14 protein-coding genes and 1 pseudogene are annotated in these 22018 nt (G+C 73.2%); 11 read left to right on the forward strand and 4 right to left on the reverse strand.

The window, feature by feature from the left end; genetic code table 11:
* Positions 1-206 precede the first annotated feature (206 nt).
* From MTQ10_RS11265 to MTQ10_RS11280, 4 genes are read left to right on the forward strand one after another with little or no spacing between them, the layout of a single operon-like run.
* Complete coding sequence (locus MTQ10_RS11265) at positions 207-1733, forward strand: hypothetical protein (protein WP_247465489.1); 1527 nt, start codon at positions 207-209, stop codon at positions 1731-1733.
* Positions 1730-2032, forward strand: coding sequence for a hypothetical protein (locus tag MTQ10_RS11270; RefSeq protein WP_247465492.1), 303 nt, complete (start codon positions 1730-1732; stop codon positions 2030-2032). The genes MTQ10_RS11265 and MTQ10_RS11270 overlap by 4 nt, the downstream gene beginning before the upstream one ends.
* A complete protein-coding gene (locus MTQ10_RS11275) occupies positions 2029-2907 on the forward strand; it encodes a hypothetical protein (RefSeq protein ID WP_247465494.1) in 879 nt (292 codons plus the stop codon). Before MTQ10_RS11270 ends, MTQ10_RS11275 begins: the two co-directional genes overlap by 4 nt.
* Positions 2908-2955: 48 nt before the next feature.
* A complete protein-coding gene (locus tag MTQ10_RS11280) occupies positions 2956-7575 on the forward strand; it encodes a hypothetical protein (protein ID WP_247465497.1) in 4620 nt (1539 codons plus the stop codon).
* 307 nt (positions 7576-7882) lie between these two features.
* Here the strand turns inward: MTQ10_RS11280 and MTQ10_RS11285 are convergent, their stop codons facing one another.
* Together MTQ10_RS11285 and MTQ10_RS11290 are read right to left on the reverse strand one after the other, a co-directional pair.
* On the reverse strand, positions 7883-8626 hold the full coding sequence (locus MTQ10_RS11285) for an IclR family transcriptional regulator (protein WP_356759959.1): 744 nt from the start codon (positions 8624-8626) through the stop codon (positions 7883-7885).
* Between the two features lie 263 nt (positions 8627-8889).
* Positions 8890-9429, reverse strand: coding sequence for a hypothetical protein (locus MTQ10_RS11290; RefSeq protein WP_247465504.1), 540 nt, complete (start codon positions 9427-9429; stop codon positions 8890-8892).
* A gap of 422 nt (positions 9430-9851) precedes the next feature.
* On the opposite strand from MTQ10_RS11290, the gene MTQ10_RS11295 reads away from it, so the two are divergent.
* Genes MTQ10_RS11295 through MTQ10_RS11315 form a run of 5 tightly spaced genes read left to right on the forward strand, consistent with a single transcriptional unit; the run spans position 9852 to position 18128 of the window.
* On the forward strand, positions 9852-13064 hold the full coding sequence (locus MTQ10_RS11295) for a sensor histidine kinase (protein WP_247465507.1): 3213 nt from the start codon (positions 9852-9854) through the stop codon (positions 13062-13064).
* Positions 13061-13495 carry a roadblock/LC7 domain-containing protein gene (locus MTQ10_RS11300; protein ID WP_247465509.1) on the forward strand — a complete coding sequence of 145 codons (435 nt, stop codon included), beginning with the start codon at positions 13061-13063 and terminating at the stop codon, positions 13493-13495. The genes MTQ10_RS11295 and MTQ10_RS11300 overlap by 4 nt, the downstream gene beginning before the upstream one ends.
* A gap of 9 nt (positions 13496-13504) precedes the next feature.
* Entirely contained in the window at positions 13505-13900 is a 396-nt protein-coding gene (locus tag MTQ10_RS11305; protein ID WP_247465512.1) for a DUF742 domain-containing protein, read from the forward strand.
* 24 nt (positions 13901-13924) lie between these two features.
* Complete coding sequence (locus MTQ10_RS11310) at positions 13925-17542, forward strand: hydantoinase B/oxoprolinase family protein (protein ID WP_247465515.1); 3618 nt, start codon at positions 13925-13927, stop codon at positions 17540-17542.
* Positions 17523-18128: a GTP-binding protein gene (locus MTQ10_RS11315; protein WP_247465518.1), complete on the forward strand. Its 606-nt coding sequence runs from the start codon at positions 17523-17525 to the stop codon at positions 18126-18128. The genes MTQ10_RS11310 and MTQ10_RS11315 overlap by 20 nt, the downstream gene beginning before the upstream one ends.
* Before the next feature lie 124 nt (positions 18129-18252).
* On the opposite strand, the pseudogene MTQ10_RS11320 reads toward MTQ10_RS11315, so the two are convergent.
* A pseudogene (locus MTQ10_RS11320) lies at positions 18253-18381 on the reverse strand (FGGY family carbohydrate kinase); the annotation flags it as partial.
* A gap of 247 nt (positions 18382-18628) precedes the next feature.
* On the opposite strand from MTQ10_RS11320, the gene MTQ10_RS11325 reads away from it, so the two are divergent.
* Both MTQ10_RS11325 and MTQ10_RS11330 read left to right on the forward strand, forming a co-directional pair.
* On the forward strand, positions 18629-19477 hold the full coding sequence (locus tag MTQ10_RS11325; RefSeq protein WP_247465521.1) for a M15 family metallopeptidase: 849 nt from the start codon (positions 18629-18631) through the stop codon (positions 19475-19477).
* Positions 19478-19514: 37 nt separating this feature from the next.
* Positions 19515-20051 (forward strand): NUDIX domain-containing protein, encoded by a 537-nt coding sequence (locus MTQ10_RS11330; protein WP_247465524.1) that lies wholly within the window; start codon positions 19515-19517, stop codon positions 20049-20051.
* A gap of 78 nt (positions 20052-20129) precedes the next feature.
* On the opposite strand, the gene MTQ10_RS11335 is transcribed toward MTQ10_RS11330, so the two are convergent.
* Positions 20130-22018, reverse strand: a 1889-nt coding sequence (locus MTQ10_RS11335) for a glycoside hydrolase family 31 protein (RefSeq protein ID WP_247465526.1), incomplete at its 5' end; no start/stop codon positions are given.

The raw sequence follows: 22018 nt of genomic DNA on the forward strand, positions 1-22018 counted from the left end.
GGCGTTGGGGGCCTGGGGTGTCGGCGGGGGTGAGTGCGGCGTGTGCGGCGAGGGGGAGCAGGCGTGCACGGCCTGGGGTGTCGGCGGGGTGAGCGCCACCTGAGCGCGGCGAGGGGGCGTACGGGTACCGATCACCGTTCTCGGGCGCTCCCCGGCGCAGCCGCTCGTTTGGGTCGATGTCAGACCCAGGACCTAGTCTGTGCACCGTGACATCGCCAGCACCGACGGACCCCACTCCGCCCCAGCTCAGCGCAGCGACCCGCCCCGCACCGGGGCCGGCCGCCGACGAGGGGCTGGCCCGGCGGCTGCGCGCGCTCGCCTGCACCGCGCCGATCCACGACCTCGACGCCCGCAAAGCCAACCTCGCGGGTGAGTATTCCGTCTACGGCATGGCCGAGATCGCCCTGGCCGCGATCGACCTCGTCACCCTCAACATGGACTTCGACACCGGCGCCGACCACGACCAGATCGTCGCCCGGCTGATCCCGCGCATCGCCGCCCAGGCCCCCCGGCGCCCCACCGCCGAGCACGAGCGCGTGGCCCGCTGGGTCCTGGAGAACCTGATCAACGTCGGCAGCGTCGACCGCGGCTTCCGCGTGGTCTACGGCACCTTCACCGCCGACGGCAGCTACGTCCGTCGTGACTACGACTTCAAGCTCGTCGAAGAAGTCCCCGGCCCGGGCGGCACGGTCTATCTGCGCACCACCGACGAGGCCGTCAACGTCCTGGTCGGCGCCCTCGACACGGACGTCACCAGCGCCCAGATCGCCGCCGAGGTCAAGCTGGAGGTGCTGATCAGCAGGGGCAGGCTCGCCGACGCCCAGCTCGCCGCCGAACAGGCCCGCTACCGGACCGTTCAGTACTCGGAAACCCTGCGCAAGGCCCTCGACGCCACCCGGCGCAACGTCCGCGCGGTGGACTGGCTCAACGCCGTCCCCGACATGATCGCCGAAGCCCTTGACCACGTGGCCGACCGCTACCGCCACGAGAACGCGATCCTCACCAACATCCGCAAGGCCCGCGACGAGTCCGAGGACCCCGAGCACAAGCGGCGCGCCGCCGAACTGGTCGACATCGTCAAGGACTGCATCCGCCGCCACACCCAGCTCCAGTCGCGTCTGCTGGAGGCCGGCCCCCTCTTCCGCGCCGAGCAGGACCGGCAGGCCTTCGCCACCCCGCTCGCCTCCTCCGGCATCGACCTGTACGGCCACCTCCTCGCGCCCGTCCTGCCCCTGCCGCTCGAACAGGCCACACGCGTCACCGACGCCTTCTTCGCCCGCGGCACCGGCCTGCGCACCCCCGTCTCCGTCCGGGTCGCCGACCTCGTCGAGCTGCTGCTGACCCCGCCGGTCGAGCGGGAGCACCTGGGCGCCGAGATGCCCGAACCCGACCTGATCGCCACCCCCGACGACAGCCGGTTCAGCGAGGAGCAGCTCGCCGCCGCCATGGAACTGCTCGACCTCCCGCACGACGCGCCCCGCCGCCTGTCCGGCCTGCTCGCCGAGGCCCGCCGCAAGGACCCCGACCTGCCCTATCTGGTCGCCCTGCTCGCCGTGCACGCGGCCAGCCCGGCTGTCGGCACCGCCTACCGGCAGGGCGAGGAGAAACTGCTCTTCGCCGTGGACGACGGCACGGAACTGGACGACCCGGAGTTCGGCGGCGCCGACCTCATCGTGGGCACGGCCCTGCTGGACGCGGCGGGCATGGCAGCCGACCGGACGGAAGCGGCATGACCGCCGACCGGAGCCGCCCCCGCACGGGCGGCCACCACGGCGTCCCGCGCCCCGGCGGCCACCGCAGCGCCCCGGGCTTCTGCGGAAAGCGGCGCGACCCGCGCACCGGCGGCCACCCGAGCCGCCCCCGCTCGGGCGGCCACGGTGGCGTCCTGCCCATCGGTGGTCACCGCAGCGGCCCGGACTTCGGCGGCCATCCGGGAGCCCAGCGCACCGGCGGCCACCCGGACGCCGCGCCCGGCCACCCCCGACGCCCCCGCCCGACCGACCACCAGCGCGACAAGGAGTACCGACCGTGACCGAGCACGTCGAGTGGAGTGACACGGAGGCCCCCGCCCCGCAGGCGACCGCCGCCGTCACCCCCGCCGACGCCGCCGACGCGGCGCGGCTCGTCGCCTTCGGGCTCCAGCCCAAGCTCCAGCCCGCCCGCGACCAGGAGTACGCCGACCTGCTCCGGCGCCACCGGGAGGACCCCGCGTTCGCCCGGCTCGCCGACGCCGTGGCCGCAGGACTCGGCCTGGTCGTCCTGGAGGTGTCGCCCCGCGCCGGCATGGCCGTCACCGCCGCCGAGGACTCCGTGTTCGCCGTCCGCATGGGCGACTACGCGCGTCGCGCCTCCGCCGACTCCGGCGACCGCTTCCTGCACGGACTGGCCCACCTCGCCGTCGCTGCCATGGCCTTCCCCCGCCCCGAGGACCTCGCCGACGACGGCTACATCGGCCGCGTCACCGTCAACGGCGTCGACGCGTTCGTCCGGCAGGCCTGCCGCCGCCTGGAGGAACGAGCCGCCGAACAGGGCGAGAACACCGACCCGGCCACCGACGCCCCCGGCCTGGAGGCCGCCTGGCGCATCTGGGCCAGACGCAGCGCCACCGGCGCCACCAAGGACGCCCGCCGCCTCGCCGGCTCCACCACCGGCATCGTCGCCAAGGCCGTCACCTTCCTCACCGACTCCGGCTTCCTCCAGCGCACCGGCGACGACAACGGCGGCACGTACCGCACCACCGCCCGGTACCAGCTCCAGGTCCGCGACATGGCCGGCAGCGCCGCCATGGCCGAACTCCTCGAACTGGGCGTCGTACCCGTCACCGACGGCACCCCCACCCTGCTGCCGCCCGAGGACACCGACGACCTGGACCTGGTGGCCGACGCCGGGCTGCCGTTCCACTCCTGAGCACCACAGACACCCCCCGAACTGCAAGAAGACTGACGAGAGTCCGCCATGTACGAGCTGTCCCGGGTCCGCCTCTACTCCATCGGGCCCGCCGGAGCACGCTACGCCGACACCGTGCTCGACCTGCGGGGCGTCGGCGACCTCGTGCCCGACCCCGCCCCCACCCAGGCGGAGTTCTTCGAGGAGGAGCCCGTCGGCCCGCCGCGCCGCCCCGCCCCCGCCGGCGTGCTCTTCCTGGAGAACGGCGGCGGCAAGTCCGTCCTCCTCAAGCTGATCTTCTCCGTGATGCTGCCCGGCCACCGCAACACCCTCGGCGGCGCCAGCTCCGGCGTACTGCGCAAGTTCCTGCTCGCCGACGACTGCGGCCATGTGGCGCTGGAATGGCAGCACGTACAGACCGGTGAATGCGTCGTCGTCGGCAAGGTCAGCGAATGGCGGGGACGCCAGGTCTCCAACGACCCGCGCAAGTTCGCCGAGGCCTGGTACTCCTTCCGACCCGGCCCCGGACTCACCCTCGACAACCTGCCCGTCGCCGAGTCCACCGCCGTACGGCCGCCCGCCGAAGGCACCTCCGGAGCCCAGGGCCGCCGCCGCACCATGAAGGGCTTCCGCGACGCCCTCACCGAGGCCGGCAAGGCCTACCCGCACCTGGAGGTGCACTGGGAGGAGATCCACGAGCGCTGGACCGAACACCTCGGCGAACTCGGCCTCGACCCCGAACTCTTCCGCTACCAGCGGGAGATGAACGCCGACGAGGGCGAAGCGGCCGGCCTGTTCGCCGTGAAGAAGGACTCCGACTTCACCGACCTGCTGTTGCGCGCCGTCACCGACACCCGCGACACCGACGGACTCGCCGACCTCGTCAGCGGCTTCGGCAACAAACTCGGCCGCCGCGCCGAACTCATCGCCGAACGCGACTTCACCGCCGGATCCGTCGACCTGCTCGGCAGGATCGTCGAAGCCGCCGACGCCCGCGCCCGCGCCCGCGACGTGCACGCCGGCGCGGAACGCCGCACCCGCACCCTCGCACGCCGGCTCTCCGCACGCGCCGTACGGGAACGCGCCCGCGCCACCGACCTCGCCCAGCGCGTCACCGCCGCCGCGTACGCCGTCACGCACGCCGAAGGCGCCCGCGAACGCAGCGCCCTGATCGCCGCCGAACTCGCCTACCGGCATGCCTCCCTGGCGCTCGCCGCCGCCGAGAAGGCAGCCGCCGCGCAGAAACGCGAACTCGCCGACGCCCGCACCCTGCACAGCGCGTGGCAGGCCGCCGAGGCCGTACTGCGCCACCGCGCCGCCGCCGACCGCGTCGCCCGCGTGTCCGCCGCGATCCAGGAAGCCGAACGGGACGCCGCCCCCGCGCTCGCCGCCCGCGCCAAGGCCGCCGTCGACCTCGTACGAGCCCTGCACGCCGCCGCGCAGAGCGCCGAGCAGCGTGCCGACGAGGAGGAGGAGCGCTCCGCCGCCCTTCAGGAGGTCGGCGAGTCCGCCTACCGCGACTCCACCGCCGCCGCCACCGAGGCGCAGCGCGCCCGCAGCGAAGCCGGCCACCTGCGGCAGCGGCTCACCGAGGTCGAGCAGGAGACCGCCGAGGCCGTCCGCGCCGGCTGGCTCGACGACAGCGCCCCCGACGCCGACCCGGCCCGCGCCGCGCTCGCCGCCAGCGACGCCGAGAAGACCGCCGTCGCCGCCTGGGACACCGCCCGTGAGGCCTCCCGCAGGGCCACCGAACAGGCCCGCGAAGCCGCCTCCGCCGAGGCCCGCGCCGAACTGACCGCCGCCCGCGCCGCCGACGCCGCGCTCGCCGCCGAACGCGCCCACGACGGAGAACGCCGCACCGCGCAGGCACTCGCCCAGGAGCAGCGCCTGGCCGAGCTGCTCGGCCTCACCGACGGCCGCGCCGCGATCCCGCAGCCCCGCCAGGCCGGCGACACCGACGACGAGACCACCGGCCAGGGCCCCCTCGGCCCCGAGGACCTGGACCGCTTCGCCGACGAACTGCGCGAACTCCTCGACGAGGCCGTCGCCTCCGCCGAACGCCAGCTGTTCGAGCTGCGTACGGCAGCCGCCGACGACGCCCGCATCCTGGGCGCCCTCGGCGACGGCGGCCTCCTGCCGCCCGGCCCCGACGTCCTCGCCACCGTCGAGTTCCTCGGCGAGCACGGCATCCCCGCCCTGCCGGGCTGGCGCTACCTCGCCCAGGCCGTCGACCCCGCCGACCACGCACGCGTCCTCGCCGCCCGGCCCGAACTGGTCGACGGCGTCATCATCACCGACCCCGACTCGCACGCGCGCGCACGCGAAGCCCTCAGCGACGCCGCCCTGCTGCCCCGCTCCGCCGTCGCCGTCGGTACGGCCGCCGCGCTGCTCGCGCCCACCCCCGCACCCGGCCCGGACAGCGGAGACGTCTTCCTCGTCCCGCCGAACCCGGCCATGCACGACGAGCACGCCGCCGACGAGGAGCGGCAGGCGCTGCGCGCCCGCGCCACCGCACGCGACGAGGAGATCCGCGCCCTCGCCGCCCGCCTCGGCAAGGACCGCGAACTGGCCGCCCGGCTCGCCTCCTGGCGCACCGGCTGCCCCGCCGGACGACTGCGGGAACTGGCCGAAGCCGCCCGGCAGGCCCGCGAGTTCGCCGAGGAGGCCGAGGCCGAGCTCGCCGAGGCCCGCACGCTGCGCGCGGAGGCCGAGGAGACCGCCGCCGAAGCCGGCCGCGTCCGCGACGAGAAGCAGGAAGCCGCGCAGAAGGCACGCCGAGCCGCCGACGCCCTCGCCGGTCTCGCCTTCCGGCTGCGGGAACGCGCCGGCTGGCAGGCCCGCCTCCGCGAACTCGCCGACGAGGCAGCCGAGGCCGAGGCCCGCGCCCAGGCCTGCCTGGAACGCGCCCGCGCCGCCGACGAGGACCGACGCGCCGCCCAGCGGGCCGCCGACGACGCCCGCCGCACCGCGCGTGCCCTGCGCGCCGAGCGCTCCGAGATCGCCGGCGCCCCCGACGACGTCCCGGAAACCGACGACGACGCGCCCAAGGCGTCCCTGCCCGCACTGCGGGAGGCCTACCGGGCCGCCTCCCAGGTGTACGAGAAGGTCGGCGTCGGCGCCGACCTGCGCGCCGAACAGGCCCGCGCCGAGAGCGACGAGAGCGCGGCCCGCGCCGAACTGGACCGCCTCAGCAACAAGGTCCGCTCCCGCGCCGAACAGCTGCTCCAGTCGCCGGACGGCTCCGACGGCCCGTCCCGGCAGGCCGCCGCCGCCCGCGCGGAGGAGCTGGTGCAGCTCCTGGAGACCCGTATGTCGCACGCGAGCGAGCAGCTCGGCCGGCTGCGCGGCGAGGCCGAACGGCACGCACCCGAGGACGGCGAGGCCCACACCGAGCTGCCCGAGGAGATGGTCCCGCGCGACGCCGACCACGCGCAGGCCCTGCTGCGCACGGCCACCGCCGAACTCGCCTCCCGCACCGAGGCACTGGCCCAGGCCCGCGAAGCCCACGCCGAACTGCTCGAGGCCCACCGCGCGGCCGAGGACGCCGTCGGCGGCTTCGAGGAGCTGGCCGCGATGCTCCGCGACCTGCTGCGCGAACACGCCTCCGAGGAGGAGCAGGACGAACCCGAGCCGTACCCCGGCACGCTGGAGGAGGCCCGGCAGTCCGCCGCCGAGACCCGCCGTTCACTGCGCGGCTGCGCCGCCGACCTGTCGGCCGCCGAAGCCGCCGTACGCGAGGCCTCCGACGTGCTCGTACGGCACGCCAACTCCACCCGCTACGAGCAGGTCCGCACCCCGGCACGGCAGCAGATCCGCGAACTGCCCTCCTCCGCGCTGCCCGAGCACGCCAAGAAGTGGGCCGAGGCCTTCGCACCCCGGCTGCGCGTCCTCACCGACGAGCTGGCTCAGCTGGAACGCAACCGGGACTCGATCGTGGACCGGCTGCGCGGACTCGTCGAGTCCGCCCTCGCCACGCTGCGCTCCGCACAACGGCTGTCCAGGCTGCCGGAAGGACTCGGCGAGTGGTCGGGGCAGGAGTTCCTGCGGATCCGCTTCGAGGAACCCGACCAGGCGACCCTCACCGAACGGCTCGGCGAGGTCATCGACGAGGCCACCCGCGCTGCCGTGAAGAAGAACTCCGACCTGCGGCGCGACGGCATGTCCCTGCTGCTGCGCGGCGTCGCGGCAGCCCTGCAGCCCAAGGGCGTCGCCGTCGAGATCCTCAAACCGGACGCCGTGCTGCGCGCCGAACGCGTCCCCGTCGGCCAGATGGGCGACGTCTTCTCCGGTGGCCAGCTGCTCACCGCGGCCATCGCCCTGTACTGCACGATGGCTGCGCTGCGCTCCAACGACCGTGGCCGCGACAAGCACCGCCACGCGGGCACGCTGTTCCTCGACAACCCCATCGGCCGCGCCAACGCCACCTATCTGCTGGAACTCCAGCGGGCCGTGTCCGACGCGCTCGGCGTGCAGCTGCTGTACACCACCGGCCTGTTCGACACCACCGCCCTGGCGGAGTTCCCGTTGGTCATCCGGCTGCGCAACGACGCCGACCTGAGGGCGGGCCTGAAGTACATCAGCGTCGAGGAGCATCTCCGTCCTGGACTGCCCCAGCCCCCGCAGGCGGGTGAGGCCGTGCACAGCGAGATCACAGCGACGCGGATGTACAAACGCCCCACCCCGGCATGACCCCGCGCCGCAGCCCGATCGGCGCCCGGCGCGACGTCCTGCCAGGAAACCCCACCCGACAGGGCGAGGCCGAGGGGGCACCCAGGCCGCTGGGCGGCCCCTCTGGTCGTCGCACGAAGCTGAGAGCTTGGGGGAGGTGGGCGCCGGGGGGCCCGTGGAGGCCGGAAGGCGCGACCCGCCCCCGCCCGCAACCACGCCGGGTGCCCGTGCCGCGCCGGGGCCCAGGCCCCCGGCAGCGGCGGGGCCGGGAGCCGGGAGGGCGGCCTCTGCGTCACGGCCGGCGCACCCGGCTCGACGTGACGTCCTGTCAGAACCCGTACCCCATACGGCGGGACAGCTCGGCCCCCGCCGCGACCATCCGCTCGGCCAGCCCGGGCAGCCGGTCGGCGCTGAGCCGGTACACAGGACCCGACACACTGATCGCCGCCATCACCTGGCCGTCGTGCGCCCGCACCGGCGCGGCCACGGCGGCCAGGCCCGGCTCCAGCTCCTCCACCGTGACGCCGTAACCCCGCTTCACCACCGCCGCCAGCTCGGCGCGCAGCTCGGCCGTGCCCGTGACGGTCCGCTCGGTGAACCGGTGCAGCGGGCGGCCCAGCAGCCCCTCCCGCAGCGCGGGCGCCGCGTGCGCCAGCAGAACCTTGCCGCTGGACGTCGCATGCAGCGGCGTGCGCCGTCCGAGCCAGTTCTGTGCGGCCACCGCCGCCGTGCCGCGCGCCTGCATGATGTTGACCGCCGCGTCGTCGTCCATCACCGCGATATTGACCGTCTCGCCCAGCTCGTCGGCGAGTTCCCGGCAGACGGGGACACCCTCCTGGGATATGTCCAGCCGCACGGCCGCGGCCCCCGCCAGGCGCAGCATCCCGGCCCCCAGGCAGTACTTGCCGCGGTCCTTCACCTGGGCCACCAGCCCTCGGTTCTCCAGGACGCCGAGCAGCCGGAACGCCGTCGACTTGTGCACGTCCAGCCGACGGGCGATCTCCGTCACCCCCGCTTCCCCGTGCTGTGCCAGGATCTCCAGCACCGTCACGGCACGGTCGACCGACTGCACCGCGCTCGCCGCACCCCGGCCCCCGCGGGCAGGACGACCGCCCGGCCCGGCCGGGTCCTCACCGAGCTTCTCGAGACCGTTGGACTGTATGCGCGCGCGTGCCATCGCTCGACTCCCACCACCTGACGGCCCTGCCGGGCCGCATCCGCGGGTGACCTCGAAGCGGCGGCCCCCCGTCCGGACTGTGTTGCGCAGAGCACTGCCTCATGCGCCATGCGGAACGGCATCGTAGCGAAGGGGCTCGTCGGCCCCAGGGACCGGCCTCAGGGGTGGGACAGCTGACCGGTGCCCCGCCGCCGTATTCGCGCCGCCTCCCGAGCCGCCGCACGGGCCTGCTTACGGGCTCTGCGCCGTTCCCTCCGGAGCGCCCGCGCGGTGCTGCTCGGAGTCGAGACCACGCCGTTGCGCTGGTTCCACACCTGGCGCGTCACCCACACGTCCAGCACACCCCACGTGGCCACCACCGTGCTGGCGAGGCTGCTCAGCACCATCGGGAAGGCCAGCCAGGACTCCGCCAGCGTGCACAGGAACGCCACCATCGCCTGGATCAGCGTCACCGCCACGATGAGCACCGCACGCACGGCCGCCGTGCGCACCGGGTCCGGCATACGGCGACGCCGGGCCGGCTCCTCCACCCACAACGGCCGATAGGGCCGCTGCTCCCGGCCCTCCCTACGGCCTCCGCCACCGTCGGCCGACAGCGCGGCACCCCGCTCGGCGGGAACACCACGACCAGGAGTTCCGGCGCGCTCTCGCGCCGCCGCGCCCCCGGCCGACGTCCCGTGCCGCTCCGCCGTCCCCATCACCGTGCCCCTCCCCACCGCCCGGCAGGTCCTCCGCTCGCACCGGATGGAATCCGGCTTCCCCTTGGCTGCCCGGCTTGCACTGTTTCATTCCCCTCAAAGGCGGAATGCCGCTCCTGTGGTCCCTTCCGCCTCCATTTCCTGTAGAGAAGGACGAACGGCGCCACACGAAGATTCCCGACGAACGAAAAGTTCCGGCCACTCCCACCGGGAGAGCGTCTGGATCCGGCCGTCCGTTCGCGGGTGCACTCCGGGAGGCAATCTCCCGCAATGGCCGGACAACTGCCCATCTCTCGCTGCCGGTACGGAAGTTCTCCTTCCGGACGGCCCTTCGAGATAGCTGTGCGTCGGTAGTAGGCTCGCGCCGTTAGTTGACGCACATGTGTACCCCCTGCCGGTGGGGGGTCGAGCTGGGGGAGGCCATGCGCTTTCGCGGGAAGTCGATCCGCCGGAAGATCGTGGCGCTGCTTCTCGTGCCGCTGGTGTCCCTGACCGTCATCGGGGGATTCGCCACCGTCCTCACCGGACGCGAGGCGAGCAGGCTGTTCGAGGTGTCCTCCCTCGTGGAGAACCTCGGCTACCCCCTGGAGGACACCGCGCGCGTCATCCAGCAGGAACGCCGCCAGACCCTCGTCTACCTGGCCGACCCCCGAGCCTCCGACGCGCTGGCCGCGCTGCGCCGCAATCGCGCCGCCACCGACAAGGCCATCGCCACCGTCCGCCGCAACGCCGCCGACCCGGATGTGCGCGACGCCCTCGACCACGACGACACCGAGAGCCTCACCGCCCTTCTCGACGCCTTCGACGGCATCGACTCCCTGCGCCGCAGCGTCGCGGACGGCACCCTCACCCGCGCCCAGGCACTCGACCTGTACAACCGGCTCGTCGACCCCTGCTACGCCCTGCTGTCCACCCTCGACGTCGTCGACGTCCCCGAGATGGACAAGCAGTACCGCGCACTCGTCCACACCGCCCGCGCACGCGAACTGCTCTCCCGCGAGGACGCCCTGCTCGGCTCCTCCCTGGTCGTCGGCGAACTCTCCCAGAGCGAGATACGCACCGTCCTGAACCTCGCCGCCCAGCGCGAGGCGATCTACGAACTGAGCCTCCCGCAGCTGCCCGTCGCCGAACGCCAGCGCTACGAACGCTTCTGGAAGAACGCCACCACCGCACCCCTGCGCACCGCGGAGAAGTCCGTCGCCTCCACCGCCCCCGGCGGCATGCCCTCCGGCGTCTCCGCGAGAACCTGGGACACCGCCGCCGCGACCGTCCTCGACGAACTCGCCGCGCTCGACGACGCGGCCGGCGACCGCTATCAGGACCGCGTCCGGCCGATCGCCATGAACGTCATCCTGAAGGCCGTCGTCGCCGGTGTCCTCGCCCTGCTCGCCCTGCTCGTCTCCCTCCTGCTGTCCGTCCGGGTCGGCCGCGCCCTCATCCGCGACCTGCGCCAGCTCCGGCAGGAGGCGCACGAGGCCGCCGGAGTGCGGCTCCCCAGCGTGATGCGCCGCCTGTCCGCCGGCGAGCAGGTCGACGTCGAGACCGAGGTGCCGCGTCTGGAGTACGACAAGAACGAGATCGGCGAAGTCGGCCAGGCCCTCAACACCCTCCAGCGCGCCGCCGTCGAGGCCGCCGTCAAACAGGCCGAACTGCGGGCCGGTGTCTCCGAGGTCTTCGTCAACCTCGCCCGGCGCAGCCAGGTCCTGCTGCACAAGCAGCTCACGCTGCTCGACGCGATGGAACGCCGGACCGAGGACACCGAGGAGCTCGCCGACCTCTTCCGCCTCGACCACCTCACCACCCGAATGCGACGCCACGCCGAGGGCCTGGTCATCCTCTCCGGCGCCGCCCCCTCCCGGCAGTGGCGCAAGCCGATCCAGCTCATGGACATCGTCCGGGCCGCCGTCGCCGAGGTCGAGGACTACGAGCGCATCGAGGTCCGCAGACTGCCCCGGGTCGCCGTCACCGGACCGGCCGTCGCCGACCTCACCCATCTGGTGGCGGAACTGCTGGAGAACGCCACCGTCTTCTCACCGCCCCACACCGCCGTGCAGGTGGTGGGGGAGAAGGTCGCCAACGGCTTCACCCTGGAGATCCACGACCGTGGTCTCGGCATGTCCGCCGAGGCCCTGCTGGACGCCAACCTGCGACTCGCCGAGACCCCCCAGTTCGAACTGTCAGACACCGACCGGCTCGGACTGTTCGTGGTCAGCCGCCTGGCCCAGCGGCAGAACGTCCGGGTCTCCCTCCAGCCCTCCCCCTACGGCGGCACCACCGCCGTCGTCTTCATCCCGGACGCGCTGCTCACCGACGACGTGCCGGACACCAACGGCATCGGCTTCCGCCTCGACCGGCCCAAGGCCGCCAAGGAGGGCAAGCCGGCCGAGACCCGCCGGGCCGCCCTCTCCAAGGTGCCCGCACATCTGCCGGGTCTGCCCGCCTCGCTGCTCGACGGCCCCGTCGAACTGGACACCCCCGTCGACCTGGACGCCCTGGACTTCGCCGGGGCCCTGGACGACGCGGACAGCGAGCGCGGCGGTCTCTTCCGCCCGCGCGGCTTCCTCACCGGAGCCACGGACACCCCCGCCGACCGTGGCGAACGCCACCGCCCCCGGTCCGCCCCGCACAGCACGGCCGCGGACGACACGGCGGACGGCACCGAGCCGAGCGGTCCCGTCCCGCTCGTCCGGCGACGCACCCCGAAACTCGTCAGCTCGCACGGCCGCCCGGTCACCGGCCTGCGCACCCGCCGTGACGACGCGGACGAGGCACCGGACCGCCCGCAACCGGGCCGCTCCGGTCCCGAGAACCTGACGCCCCTGCCCGTCAGACGCCGCGGCGCCACCGGCAGGAGCCGAGGCGACAAGGCCCTCCGCACCGACGAGCCCACCCCGACCCCGACCGCCGCTGACGAGCCCGACACCTCCCCGGCCGTCCGCGCCGGCGGCCCCGCGCGCTTCCGGACCGCCCGCACGGGCGAGCCGGCCACTCCGCCATCGGCCGCCCGCACGAGCGAACCCGGCCCCGCATCACCGGCGCCCCGCAACGGCGAGCCGGGTCCCTCTTCCCCGACCACCCGCGACCAGGGCTCCGGCCGACCCGACGCCCCCGCTCTGCCCCGGCGGGTCCGCACCACCACACCGCTGCCGGGCGGCGCGGCCCCCACCTCGGCACCGGACGACCCCGGCCCATCACCGGCCGGCCCGCCCGAGGGTGCCGCCGCGCACCGTCCCGACGACGTCACGGCCCGGCCCGACCGCACCGCACCCGAGCGGCCCGGCGCCCCACACCTCGAGACCGCCGCCTCACCCGCGGACACCGCACCCGCGACGCCCGCCGACCCCACGACCCCGGCCACGGAAGGCGTCGCCGCGACGCCCGCCGCGTCCTCCACCGGCCCGCTGCCCCGCCGCGTCCGCCAGGCCAGCCTCGCGCCGCAGCTCAAGCAGGCACCCGCCCCGCCCTCCGGCGAGCGGGCGGCAACGGACCCCGCCGATCGGGACGCCGAAGAGGTACGCAGCCGTATGGCCTCGCTCCAGCGTGGCTGGCGGCGCGGGCGTGAGGAGAACGCCCGGCGCGACAGGACCGACAACGGCACAGCACCACGAGAAACAACCGAGGGGGACGGTCGATGATCGCACCGAAGGCCACCGGCCACACGACCGAGAGCAAGAAGGAGCTGAACTGGCTCCTCGACGACCTGGTGGAACGCGTCGCCAGCATCAGCAGAGCCGTCGTCCTCTCCAGCGACGGCCTGCCCACCGGCGTGTCCAAGGGCCTGACCAGGGAGGACAGCGAGCACCTCGCGGCTGTCGCCTCCGGCTTCCACAGCCTTGCCAAGGGCGTGGGCCGCCACTTCGAGGCCGGCGGCGTCCGCCAGACCGTCGTCGAACTCGACGAGGCGTTCCTGTTCGTCACGGCCGCCGGAGACGGCAGCTGCCTCGCCGTCCTCTCCGACGCCGACGCCGACATCGGACAGATCGCCTACGAGATGACCCTGCTCGTGAAGCGGGTCGGCGAACATCTGGGCACTGCCCCGCGCACCGATCTGCCCTCCGGCGGGTAGTGGGACGACATGAGCGCAGACGGTCAGGAAGCACGCCAGTGGTTCGACGACGACGCGGGACCCGTCGTACGCCCCTACGCCATGACCCGTGGCCGCACCACCCATGCGGCCCAGCACCGCCTCGACCTGATCGCGGTGGTCGTCGCCGAACCCGACGCGGACGATCCGGACAGCGATCCCACGCTCTCCCCGGAGCACGTGGACATCGTCGAACTGTGCCGCAGGACCCCGCAGTCGGTCGCGGAACTCGCCGCCGAGCTGGACCTGCCCGTCGGCGTGGTCCGGGTCCTCGTCGGCGACCTCGTCGACGGCTCCTACGTCCACGTCAACCGGCCGGTGCCCCCGGCCGAACTGCCCGACGAGAGTATTCTGCGCGATGTGATCAACGGCCTGCGGGCGCTGTGAGCAGCGCGGAAGCGGGGTGAGGCTGTGACAGGCTGGCAGTTCTGGGTCGACCGGGGCGGCACCTTCACCGACATCGTCGCGCGCCGCCCGGACGGCCGTCTCGTCACCCACAAACTGCTCTCGGACAACCCGGCGCGCTACAGCGACGCCGCCGTCGCCGGTGTCCGCGAGCTGCTGGGCGACTCCACGGACCCCGTCGACTCCGTCCGCATGGGCACCACCGTCGCCACCAATGCGCTCCTCGAACGCAAGGGCGAGCGGACCCTCCTGGTCATCACCCGGGGTTTCCGCGACGCGCTGCGGATCGGCTACCAGAACCGGCCCCGCATCTTCGCCCGCCGCATCGAGCTGCCCGAGCAGCTGTACGAGCGTGTCGTCGAGGTCGACGAGCGGATCACCGCCGACGGCACCGTCCTGCGCGCCCCTGACCTGGACAGCCTCGCCGGCGCACTCCAGGAAGCGTACGACGACGGGATCCGCGCCGTGGCCGTGGTCTGCATGCACAGCCACCTCCACCCCGCCCACGAGCAGGCCGTCGGCCGGCTCGCCGAACGTGTCGGCTTCCCGCAGATCTCCCTGTCCAGCGAGGTCAGCCCCCTGATGAAGCTGGTCCCCCGAGGAGACACAGCCGTCGTCGACGCCTACCTCTCGCCCGTCCTCCGCCGCTATGTGCGGCAGGTCGCCGACGCCCTCGAAGGCGTCCCGCTGATGTTCATGCAGTCCAACGGCGGCCTCGCCGAGGCCGGCCAGTTCCGCGGCAAGGACGCCATCCTGTCCGGACCGGCCGGCGGCATCGTCGGCATGGCCCGCATGTCGCAGCTCGCCGGGCACGACCGCGTCATCGGCTTCGACATGGGCGGCACCTCCACCGACGTCTCCCACTTCGCCGGCGCATACGAACGGGTCTTCACCACCCAGATCGCCGGAGTCCGGCTGCGCGCCCCCATGCTGGACATCCACACCGTCGCCGCAGGCGGCGGCTCCGTCCTCCACTTCGACGGCTCCCGCTACCGCGTCGGACCCGACTCGGCGGGCGCCGACCCCGGCCCCGCCTGCTACCGCGCCGGCGGCCCCCTGACCGTCACCGACGCCAACGTCATGCTCGGCCGGATCCAGCCCGCCCACTTCCCGCACGTCTTCGGCCCCGACGGCGACCAGCCCCTCGACGACACCGTCGTACGGGAACGCTTCACCGCCCTGGCCCGCGAGATCCGGGAACGCACCGGCGACGACCGCACCCCCGAACAGGTCGCCGAGGGATACCTGCAGATCGCCGTCGCCAACATCGCCAACGCCGTCAAGCGGATCTCCGTCCAGAAGGGCCACGACGTCACCCGCTACGCCCTCACCACGTTCGGCGGCGCGGGAGGACAACACGCCTGCATGGTCGCCGACTCCCTCGGCATCCGCACCGTGCTCGTGCCCCCCATGGCCGGTGTCCTGTCCGCGCTCGGCATCGGCCTCGCCGACACCACCGCCATGCGTGAACAGTCCGTCGAGGCACCCCTGGAGCCCGCCGCCATGCCCGGCGTGACGAAGACCGCGGACAGCCTCGAGTCCGCCGCCCGCGCCGCACTCCTCGCCGAGGACGTCCCCGAGGACCGCATCCGTGTCGCCCGCCGCGCCCACCTGCGCTACGACGGCACCGACACCACCCTCACCGTCGACCTCACCGACCCCGGCACGATGCGACACGCCTTCGAAGAACGTCATCGCGCCACGTACTCCTTCACCCTCGACCGCCCGATCGTCGTCGAAGCCCTCTCCGTCGAAGCCACCGGCATCACCGAACCCCCCGATCTGTCCGCGCTCGCCCCCTACGAGGGCACCACCGAACCGCCCGCCACGGTCCGCCTCCACACCGGCGGAACCTGGCGCGACGTACCCCTTCACCGTCGGACCGCTCTGCGGCCCGGCCGGTCCGTCACCGGCCCCGCGATCATCACCGAGGCCGGCGCGACCACCGTCGTCGACGAAGGCTGGCGGGTCACGGCTCGCGACGACGGGCATCTGGTCATGGAACGCACGACGGTCACGCAGAGTTCCGATCTCGACACGAAAGCCGACCCGGTCCTGCTGGAGGTCTTCAACAACCTCTTCATGTCCATCGCCGAACAGATGGGCGCCCGGCTGGAGTCCACCGCCCAGTCGGTCAACATCAAGGAACGGCTGGACTTCTCCTGCGCACTGTTCGACCCGGACGGAAACCTGGTGGCCAACGCCCCGCACATCCCCGTCCACCTCGGCTCGATGGGCACCAGCGTCAAAGAGGTCATCAGGCGCCGGGGCACCGCCATGCGCCCCGGCGACACCTACGCGGTCAACGACCCCTACCACGGCGGCACCCACCTGCCCGACGTCACCGTCATCACGCCCGTCTTCGACACGGACGGTGACCGCGTCCTCTTCTACGTCGCCTCCCGCGGCCACCACGCCGAGATCGGCGGTATCGCGCCGGGCTCCATGCCCGCCGGAAGCCGCACCATCGAGGAGGAAGGCGTCCTCTTCGACAACTGGCTGCTCGTCGAGAACGGCCGCTTCCGTGAGGAGGAGACCCTGCGTCTGCTCACCGAGGCGCCGCACCCCTCCCGCAACCCCCGCACCAACCTCGCCGACCTGCGGGCCCAGATCGCCGCCAACCACAAAGGCGTCGACGAGGTCCGCCGCATGATCGACGACTTCGGCCTCGACGTCGTCCAGGCCTACATGCGGCACGTACAGGACAACGCCGAGGAAGCCGTACGCCGCGTCATCGACGCCCTCGCCGACGGCGAGTACGCCTACGAGACCGACTCCGGCGCCGTCATCCGCGTCCGGGTGAGCGTCGACCGCGAGACGCGCTCCGCGACCATCGACTTCACCGGCACCTCACCCCAGCTCGACACCAACTTCAACGCCCCGTTCGCCGTGGTCAACGCGGCCGTCCTGTACGTCTTCCGCACCCTCGTCGACGACGACATCCCCCTCAACGACGGCTGCCTGCGCCCCCTGCGGATCATCGTCCCGCCCGGCTCCCTCCTCGCCCCGCGCCCGCCCGCCGCCGTCGTCGCCGGAAACGTGGAGACCTCCCAGGCCATCACCGGCGCCCTCTACGCGGCGCTCGGCGTGCAGGCGGAAGGCTCCGGAACGATGAACAACGTCACCTTCGGCAACGCACGCCACCAGTACTACGAGACCGTCGCCTCGGGCTCCGGCGCGGGCGACGGCTTCCCCGGCGCCGACGTCGTACAGGCCCATATGACCAACTCGCGGCTCACCGACCCCGAGGTCCTGGAATGGCGGCTGCCCGTCCTGCTGGAGGACTTCTCCGTGCGGCGGGGCAGCGGAGGCGCCGGCCGGTGGCGCGGCGGCGACGGAGCGGTGCGCCGTATCCGTTTCCGTGAACCCATGACGGTCTCCACGCTGTCCCAGCACCGCCGCGTCCCCCCGTACGGCATGGCCGGCGGCGAGCCCGGCGCCCTCGGCGCCAACAGGATCGAACGCGCCGACGGCACCGTCACCGAACTGCGCGGAAGCGACGCCGCCGACGTAGGGCCCGGCGACGTCCTCGTCATCGAGACCCCCGGCGGCGGAGGCTACGGCACACCGCCGGACGACCCCCATCGAGCAGGAGAAGAAACCGATGATCCTCGGGCGTTCTGAGCGCGGCAAGCCCCCGGTCGAGCCCCTCACGCTCAAGATCCTGGTGGCTGGCGGCTTCGGTGTCGGCAAGACCACCCTGGTCGGCGCGGTCAGCGAGATCCGGCCGCTGCGCACCGAGGAGTCCCTCACCGAGGCGGGGCGCCCCGTCGACGACACACGAGGGGTCGAGGCCAAGCACACCACCACCGTGGCCATGGACTTCGGGCGCATCACCCTGCGCGAGGACCTCGTGCTCTACCTCTTCGGCACACCCGGCCAGGAACGGTTCTGGTTCATGTGGGACGAACTGTCCGAAGGCGCCCTGGGCGCCGTCGTCCTCGCCGACACCCGGCGCCTGGGGGACTGCTTCGCCGCCGTCGACTACTTCGAACGCCGCGGCATCCCCTTCCTCGTCGGCGTCAACTGCTTCGAGGGAGCGGCCCGATACCCCGCCGAGGACGTACGCCGGGCGCTCGACCTGGACGACGACGTGCCGCTGGTGATGTGCGACGCCCGTGAGCGCGACTCGGTGAAGGAGGTCCTCATCGGCGTCGTCGAGCATGCCATGGCCCGCTCCGCCGGCCTCCGTCAGACCGTCACCACCTGAACCACGCCTGCCGCCCCCGGTGACGGGCGCGGCCCGTACCCCCGCCGACCGGGGTACGGGCCGCAGCCCCGGATCGCACCGCCACGCGCGCGTGGTCAGTCGTCCCCGTCCTCCTTCACCGCCTCCTGCACAGAGCGGCGGTGCGGGAGTCCTGCCAGACGATCGCGTTGTGCACCGGCTTTCCGGTGCCCCTGTCCCGCAGGACGGTCGTTTCCCGCTGGTTGGTGATGCCGAGCGTGCTCAGCCGCCCGGCGTCCGCGGCGAGCGTGCCTCAACAGTCGAACCGCCCTGTGGGGAGCGGGTCCTGACGCAGGGAGACCCGCAGGGCACAGTGCGTGGATACGCCGAGAATGTACGGCGATGTCGGCCGACTCCGGGAAGTGTTCACCGGCACCCGAGAGGCGTCAAGGCCGCCGACGGCAACGGTTGCCGCAACGGCCCCCACCAGCCGCGCACGTGCCCTTTCCCGCCCCCGCACCAACCTGATAGATGCAGAGGACATGACACAACTCTCCCGTGCGGCAACGCGTTTCGCACGACTCCCGCGCGCCCTGCGCGCCGCCGTCACCGCCCTCGCCACCGCACTCGCCGTCACCACGGCCGGCGCCCCCGCCCGGGCGACCCCCGAACCCACCGCACCCGCCGACTTCGTGGCCCTGAGAACCGTGGACCCCACGATCATCGAGGAGATCCGCTACTTCACCCCGCACAACTTCGTCGGCGAACGCATCGACGGCTACCGCCAACCGCTGTGCATCCTCACCCACCCCGCCGCCCAGGCCCTCCACCGGGCCCAGCAGAGACTGCTGCGCCAGGGCTACACGCTCAAGGTGTACGACTGCTACCGCCCGCAGCGCGCGGTCGACCACTTCGTCCGCTGGGCCGAAGACCTCGACGACCAGCGGATGAAGGCCGAGTTCTACCCGAACGTCGACAAGACCCGGCTGTTCGACGACGGCTACATCGCGGAGAAATCCGGCCACAGCCGCGGCTCCACCGTGGACCTCACCCTCGTACGGCTCCCCGCCCGCCCGACCCGGCCGTACGTTCCCGGCCAGACCCTCGCGCCCTGCTACGCCCCGAAGAGCGAACGTTTCCCCGACAACTCCGTCGATATGGGCACCGGCTACGACTGCTTCGACACCCTCGCCCACACGCTCGACCCCCGCGTACAGGGAGAACAGCGCGCCAACAGGATGCTGCTCAAGAACACGCTGGAGGGCCTCGGCTTCGTGAACCTCGCCGAGGAGTGGTGGCACTACACCTTCAAGCCGGAGACACACCCGGACACCTACTTCGACTTCCCCGTCTCCACCGGCTCCCTGAAGCACGGCGGCCACGGGGCCTGAGGAAGACGCCCTCTCCGAGATCGGATACAGTCCGCGCGTGTCCGAGAACAAGCATGCCCCGGCCAACTCCGGCCCGGGATCCCACTGTTCGAGCTGCGGAGCACCCTTCGGAGAGGGCGTCACCGGGTGGCCCCGCACCTGTCCGGCCTGCGGCAGCGTCACCTACCGCAACCCGCTGCCGGTCGCCGTCGCCCTACAGCCCGTGTACGACACACAGGGCACGTCCCTGGTGGTCATCACGCGCACGGTGGCACCCGCCCGCGGCGGCACCGCACTCCCCGGCGGCTTCATCGACGACCGCGAGGACTGGAGGCAGGCCGTCATCCGCGAGCTGAAGGAGGAGACGGGCATCGACGCCGCCGCCCGCGACGTCCGCCTCGCCGACGCAATGAGCGCACCCGACGGCCATCTGCTGCTCTTCGGCCTCCTCCCCGAACGCCCGGCCGACGGCCTTCCCGCCTCGACCCCCACGGACGAGACGGAGGGCTGGCACCTGCTGCGCCGACCGGAGGAACTCGCCTTCCCGCTGCACACTCTGGCCGCACGCGCCTGGTTCGAGGGCCGCTACATCTGATCCGGCCTCGTACAGGCACCGACAGACCGCGCCGCCGGGGCCGGCTGCACCCTCCCGACCCACGGAGGGCGCCGCCCCTCACCCCCGCGGGAGCCCCCGCAACCGTACGGGCAGCGACGGCTCCCGCGGGCCGTCGCCGCCCTGCCGCTCGACCACCACACGCGACCCCTCCCAGCGGGTGACGTACCGTTCGGCCTCCGCCTCCTGCCACCCGTCGCCCACGTCGGCCACCACGAGCCCGCCCCCGGTCCGCCCCGGCGACGGAGCCCACACCTCCAGCTCCGGACCACCGTCCGCCGCCCGCACCGGCACCACGGCACCCGCGCGTGCCAGCACCGGGATCCGGGACAACGGCGCGTCCACCAGCACCTGACCCGGCCCCTCGTACACGCGTTCCGTCTCCGTGTCGTACCACCGTCCCGCCGGCAGCCGCACGGCACGCCGGTCCACGCCCGGGCCGAGCACCGGAGCCACCAGAAAGGCGTCCCCCAGCAGGAACGTGTCCTCACAGTCCCGCAACGACCGGTCCTCCGGCACCGACCACCACACGGGACGCACATACGGAGCCCCGGTACGCCGGGCCAGATGCGCCAGCGAGACGAAGTACGGCCGCAGCCGGCGCCGTTCCCGCAGCACCACGCGCGCGTGCTCCAGCACCTCCGGCCCGAACTCCCACGGCTCCCGACGCCCGGCGTCCAGACTCGCGTGCGTACGGAACAGCGGCAGCCAGGCGCCGAGCTGGAACCAGCGCAGGAACAGCTCCGGCGACGGACTCCCCGTGAACCCTCCCACATCCGGCCCCGAGTACGGCACACCACACAGCCCCAGACCCAGCACCAGCGACAGCGACGCCCGCAACCCGGGCCAGCCCGTCGCCACGTCCCCCGACCATGTGCCGCCGTACCGCTGCATCCCCGCCCAGCCCGACCGCGAGAACAGGAACGGCCGCTCATGGGGCCGCAGCTCCCGCAGCCCCTCGTGGGCCGCCCTCGCCATGCACAGCGCGTACACGTTGTGCGCCTCGCGATGATCACCGCCGAGCCCCTCCAGCGCGTGACGGGCCGACCGCGGCAGCGTCGTCTCACCGACCGCCGCGAACGACACCGGCTCGTTCATGTCGTGCCAGAAACCGGAGAACCCCTGCGCCAGCCGCTCCGCGTACAGCCCGCCCCACCACTTGCGCACACGCGCGTGTGTGAAGTCGGGGAACACACAGGCACCCGGCCACACCAGCCCCTCCACCGGCCGGCCCGAAGGATCCCGTACGAACATGTCCAGACCCTCGCCGGCCTCGTACACCGCGTTGCCCCGCGCCGCCTTCACCGCCGGGTCGACGATCGACACCAGCCGCACCCCGTCGCGCCGCAACTCCTCGGCGAACCGAGGCAGCTCCGGAAACCGCTCCCGGTCCACGGTGAACACCTGATGCCCGTCGAGGTGATCGATGTCCAGATGGACCGCGTCCAGCGGCAGGTCCCGCTCCCGGTAGCCGGCCACGATCCGCCGCACCTCCCGCTGGTCGCCGAAGCCCCACCGCGCGTGCTGGTGCCCGAGCGCCCAGCCCGGCGGCACCGCCGCACCCCCGGTCAGCGACGCCCAGGTCTGCAGCACACGCTCGGGCGTACCCACCATCGCCCAGCAGCGCAGCGGCCCACCGTCCATCCGCAGCTCGCTCGTCCCCGCCCGGTCGTGCCCGGAACCGGCACCCTCCTCACCCTCCTTGAGGAGCACCGTGCCGTCCCACGAGTTGTCGTGGAACATCAGATGGGTCGCCGCGTCGGCGACGACCAGCTGCACCGGCATGGTGATGTACAGCGGATCATCGCCGGGCCCGAAGGACCCGCCCGGATCGGTGTTCCAGAGCCGGTACGCCCCGTCCCGCAGCCGCGGCCCGCAGGCCCGCCCGCCCAGACCGAAGAACCGCGCGTCGGCCGGCACCTCCGACCGCACCGCCCACCGTCCCGGCC

Source organism: Streptomyces sp. XM83C (genome assembly GCF_023072675.1).
Lineage (GTDB): Bacteria > Actinomycetota > Actinomycetes > Streptomycetales > Streptomycetaceae > Streptomyces > Streptomyces thermocoprophilus.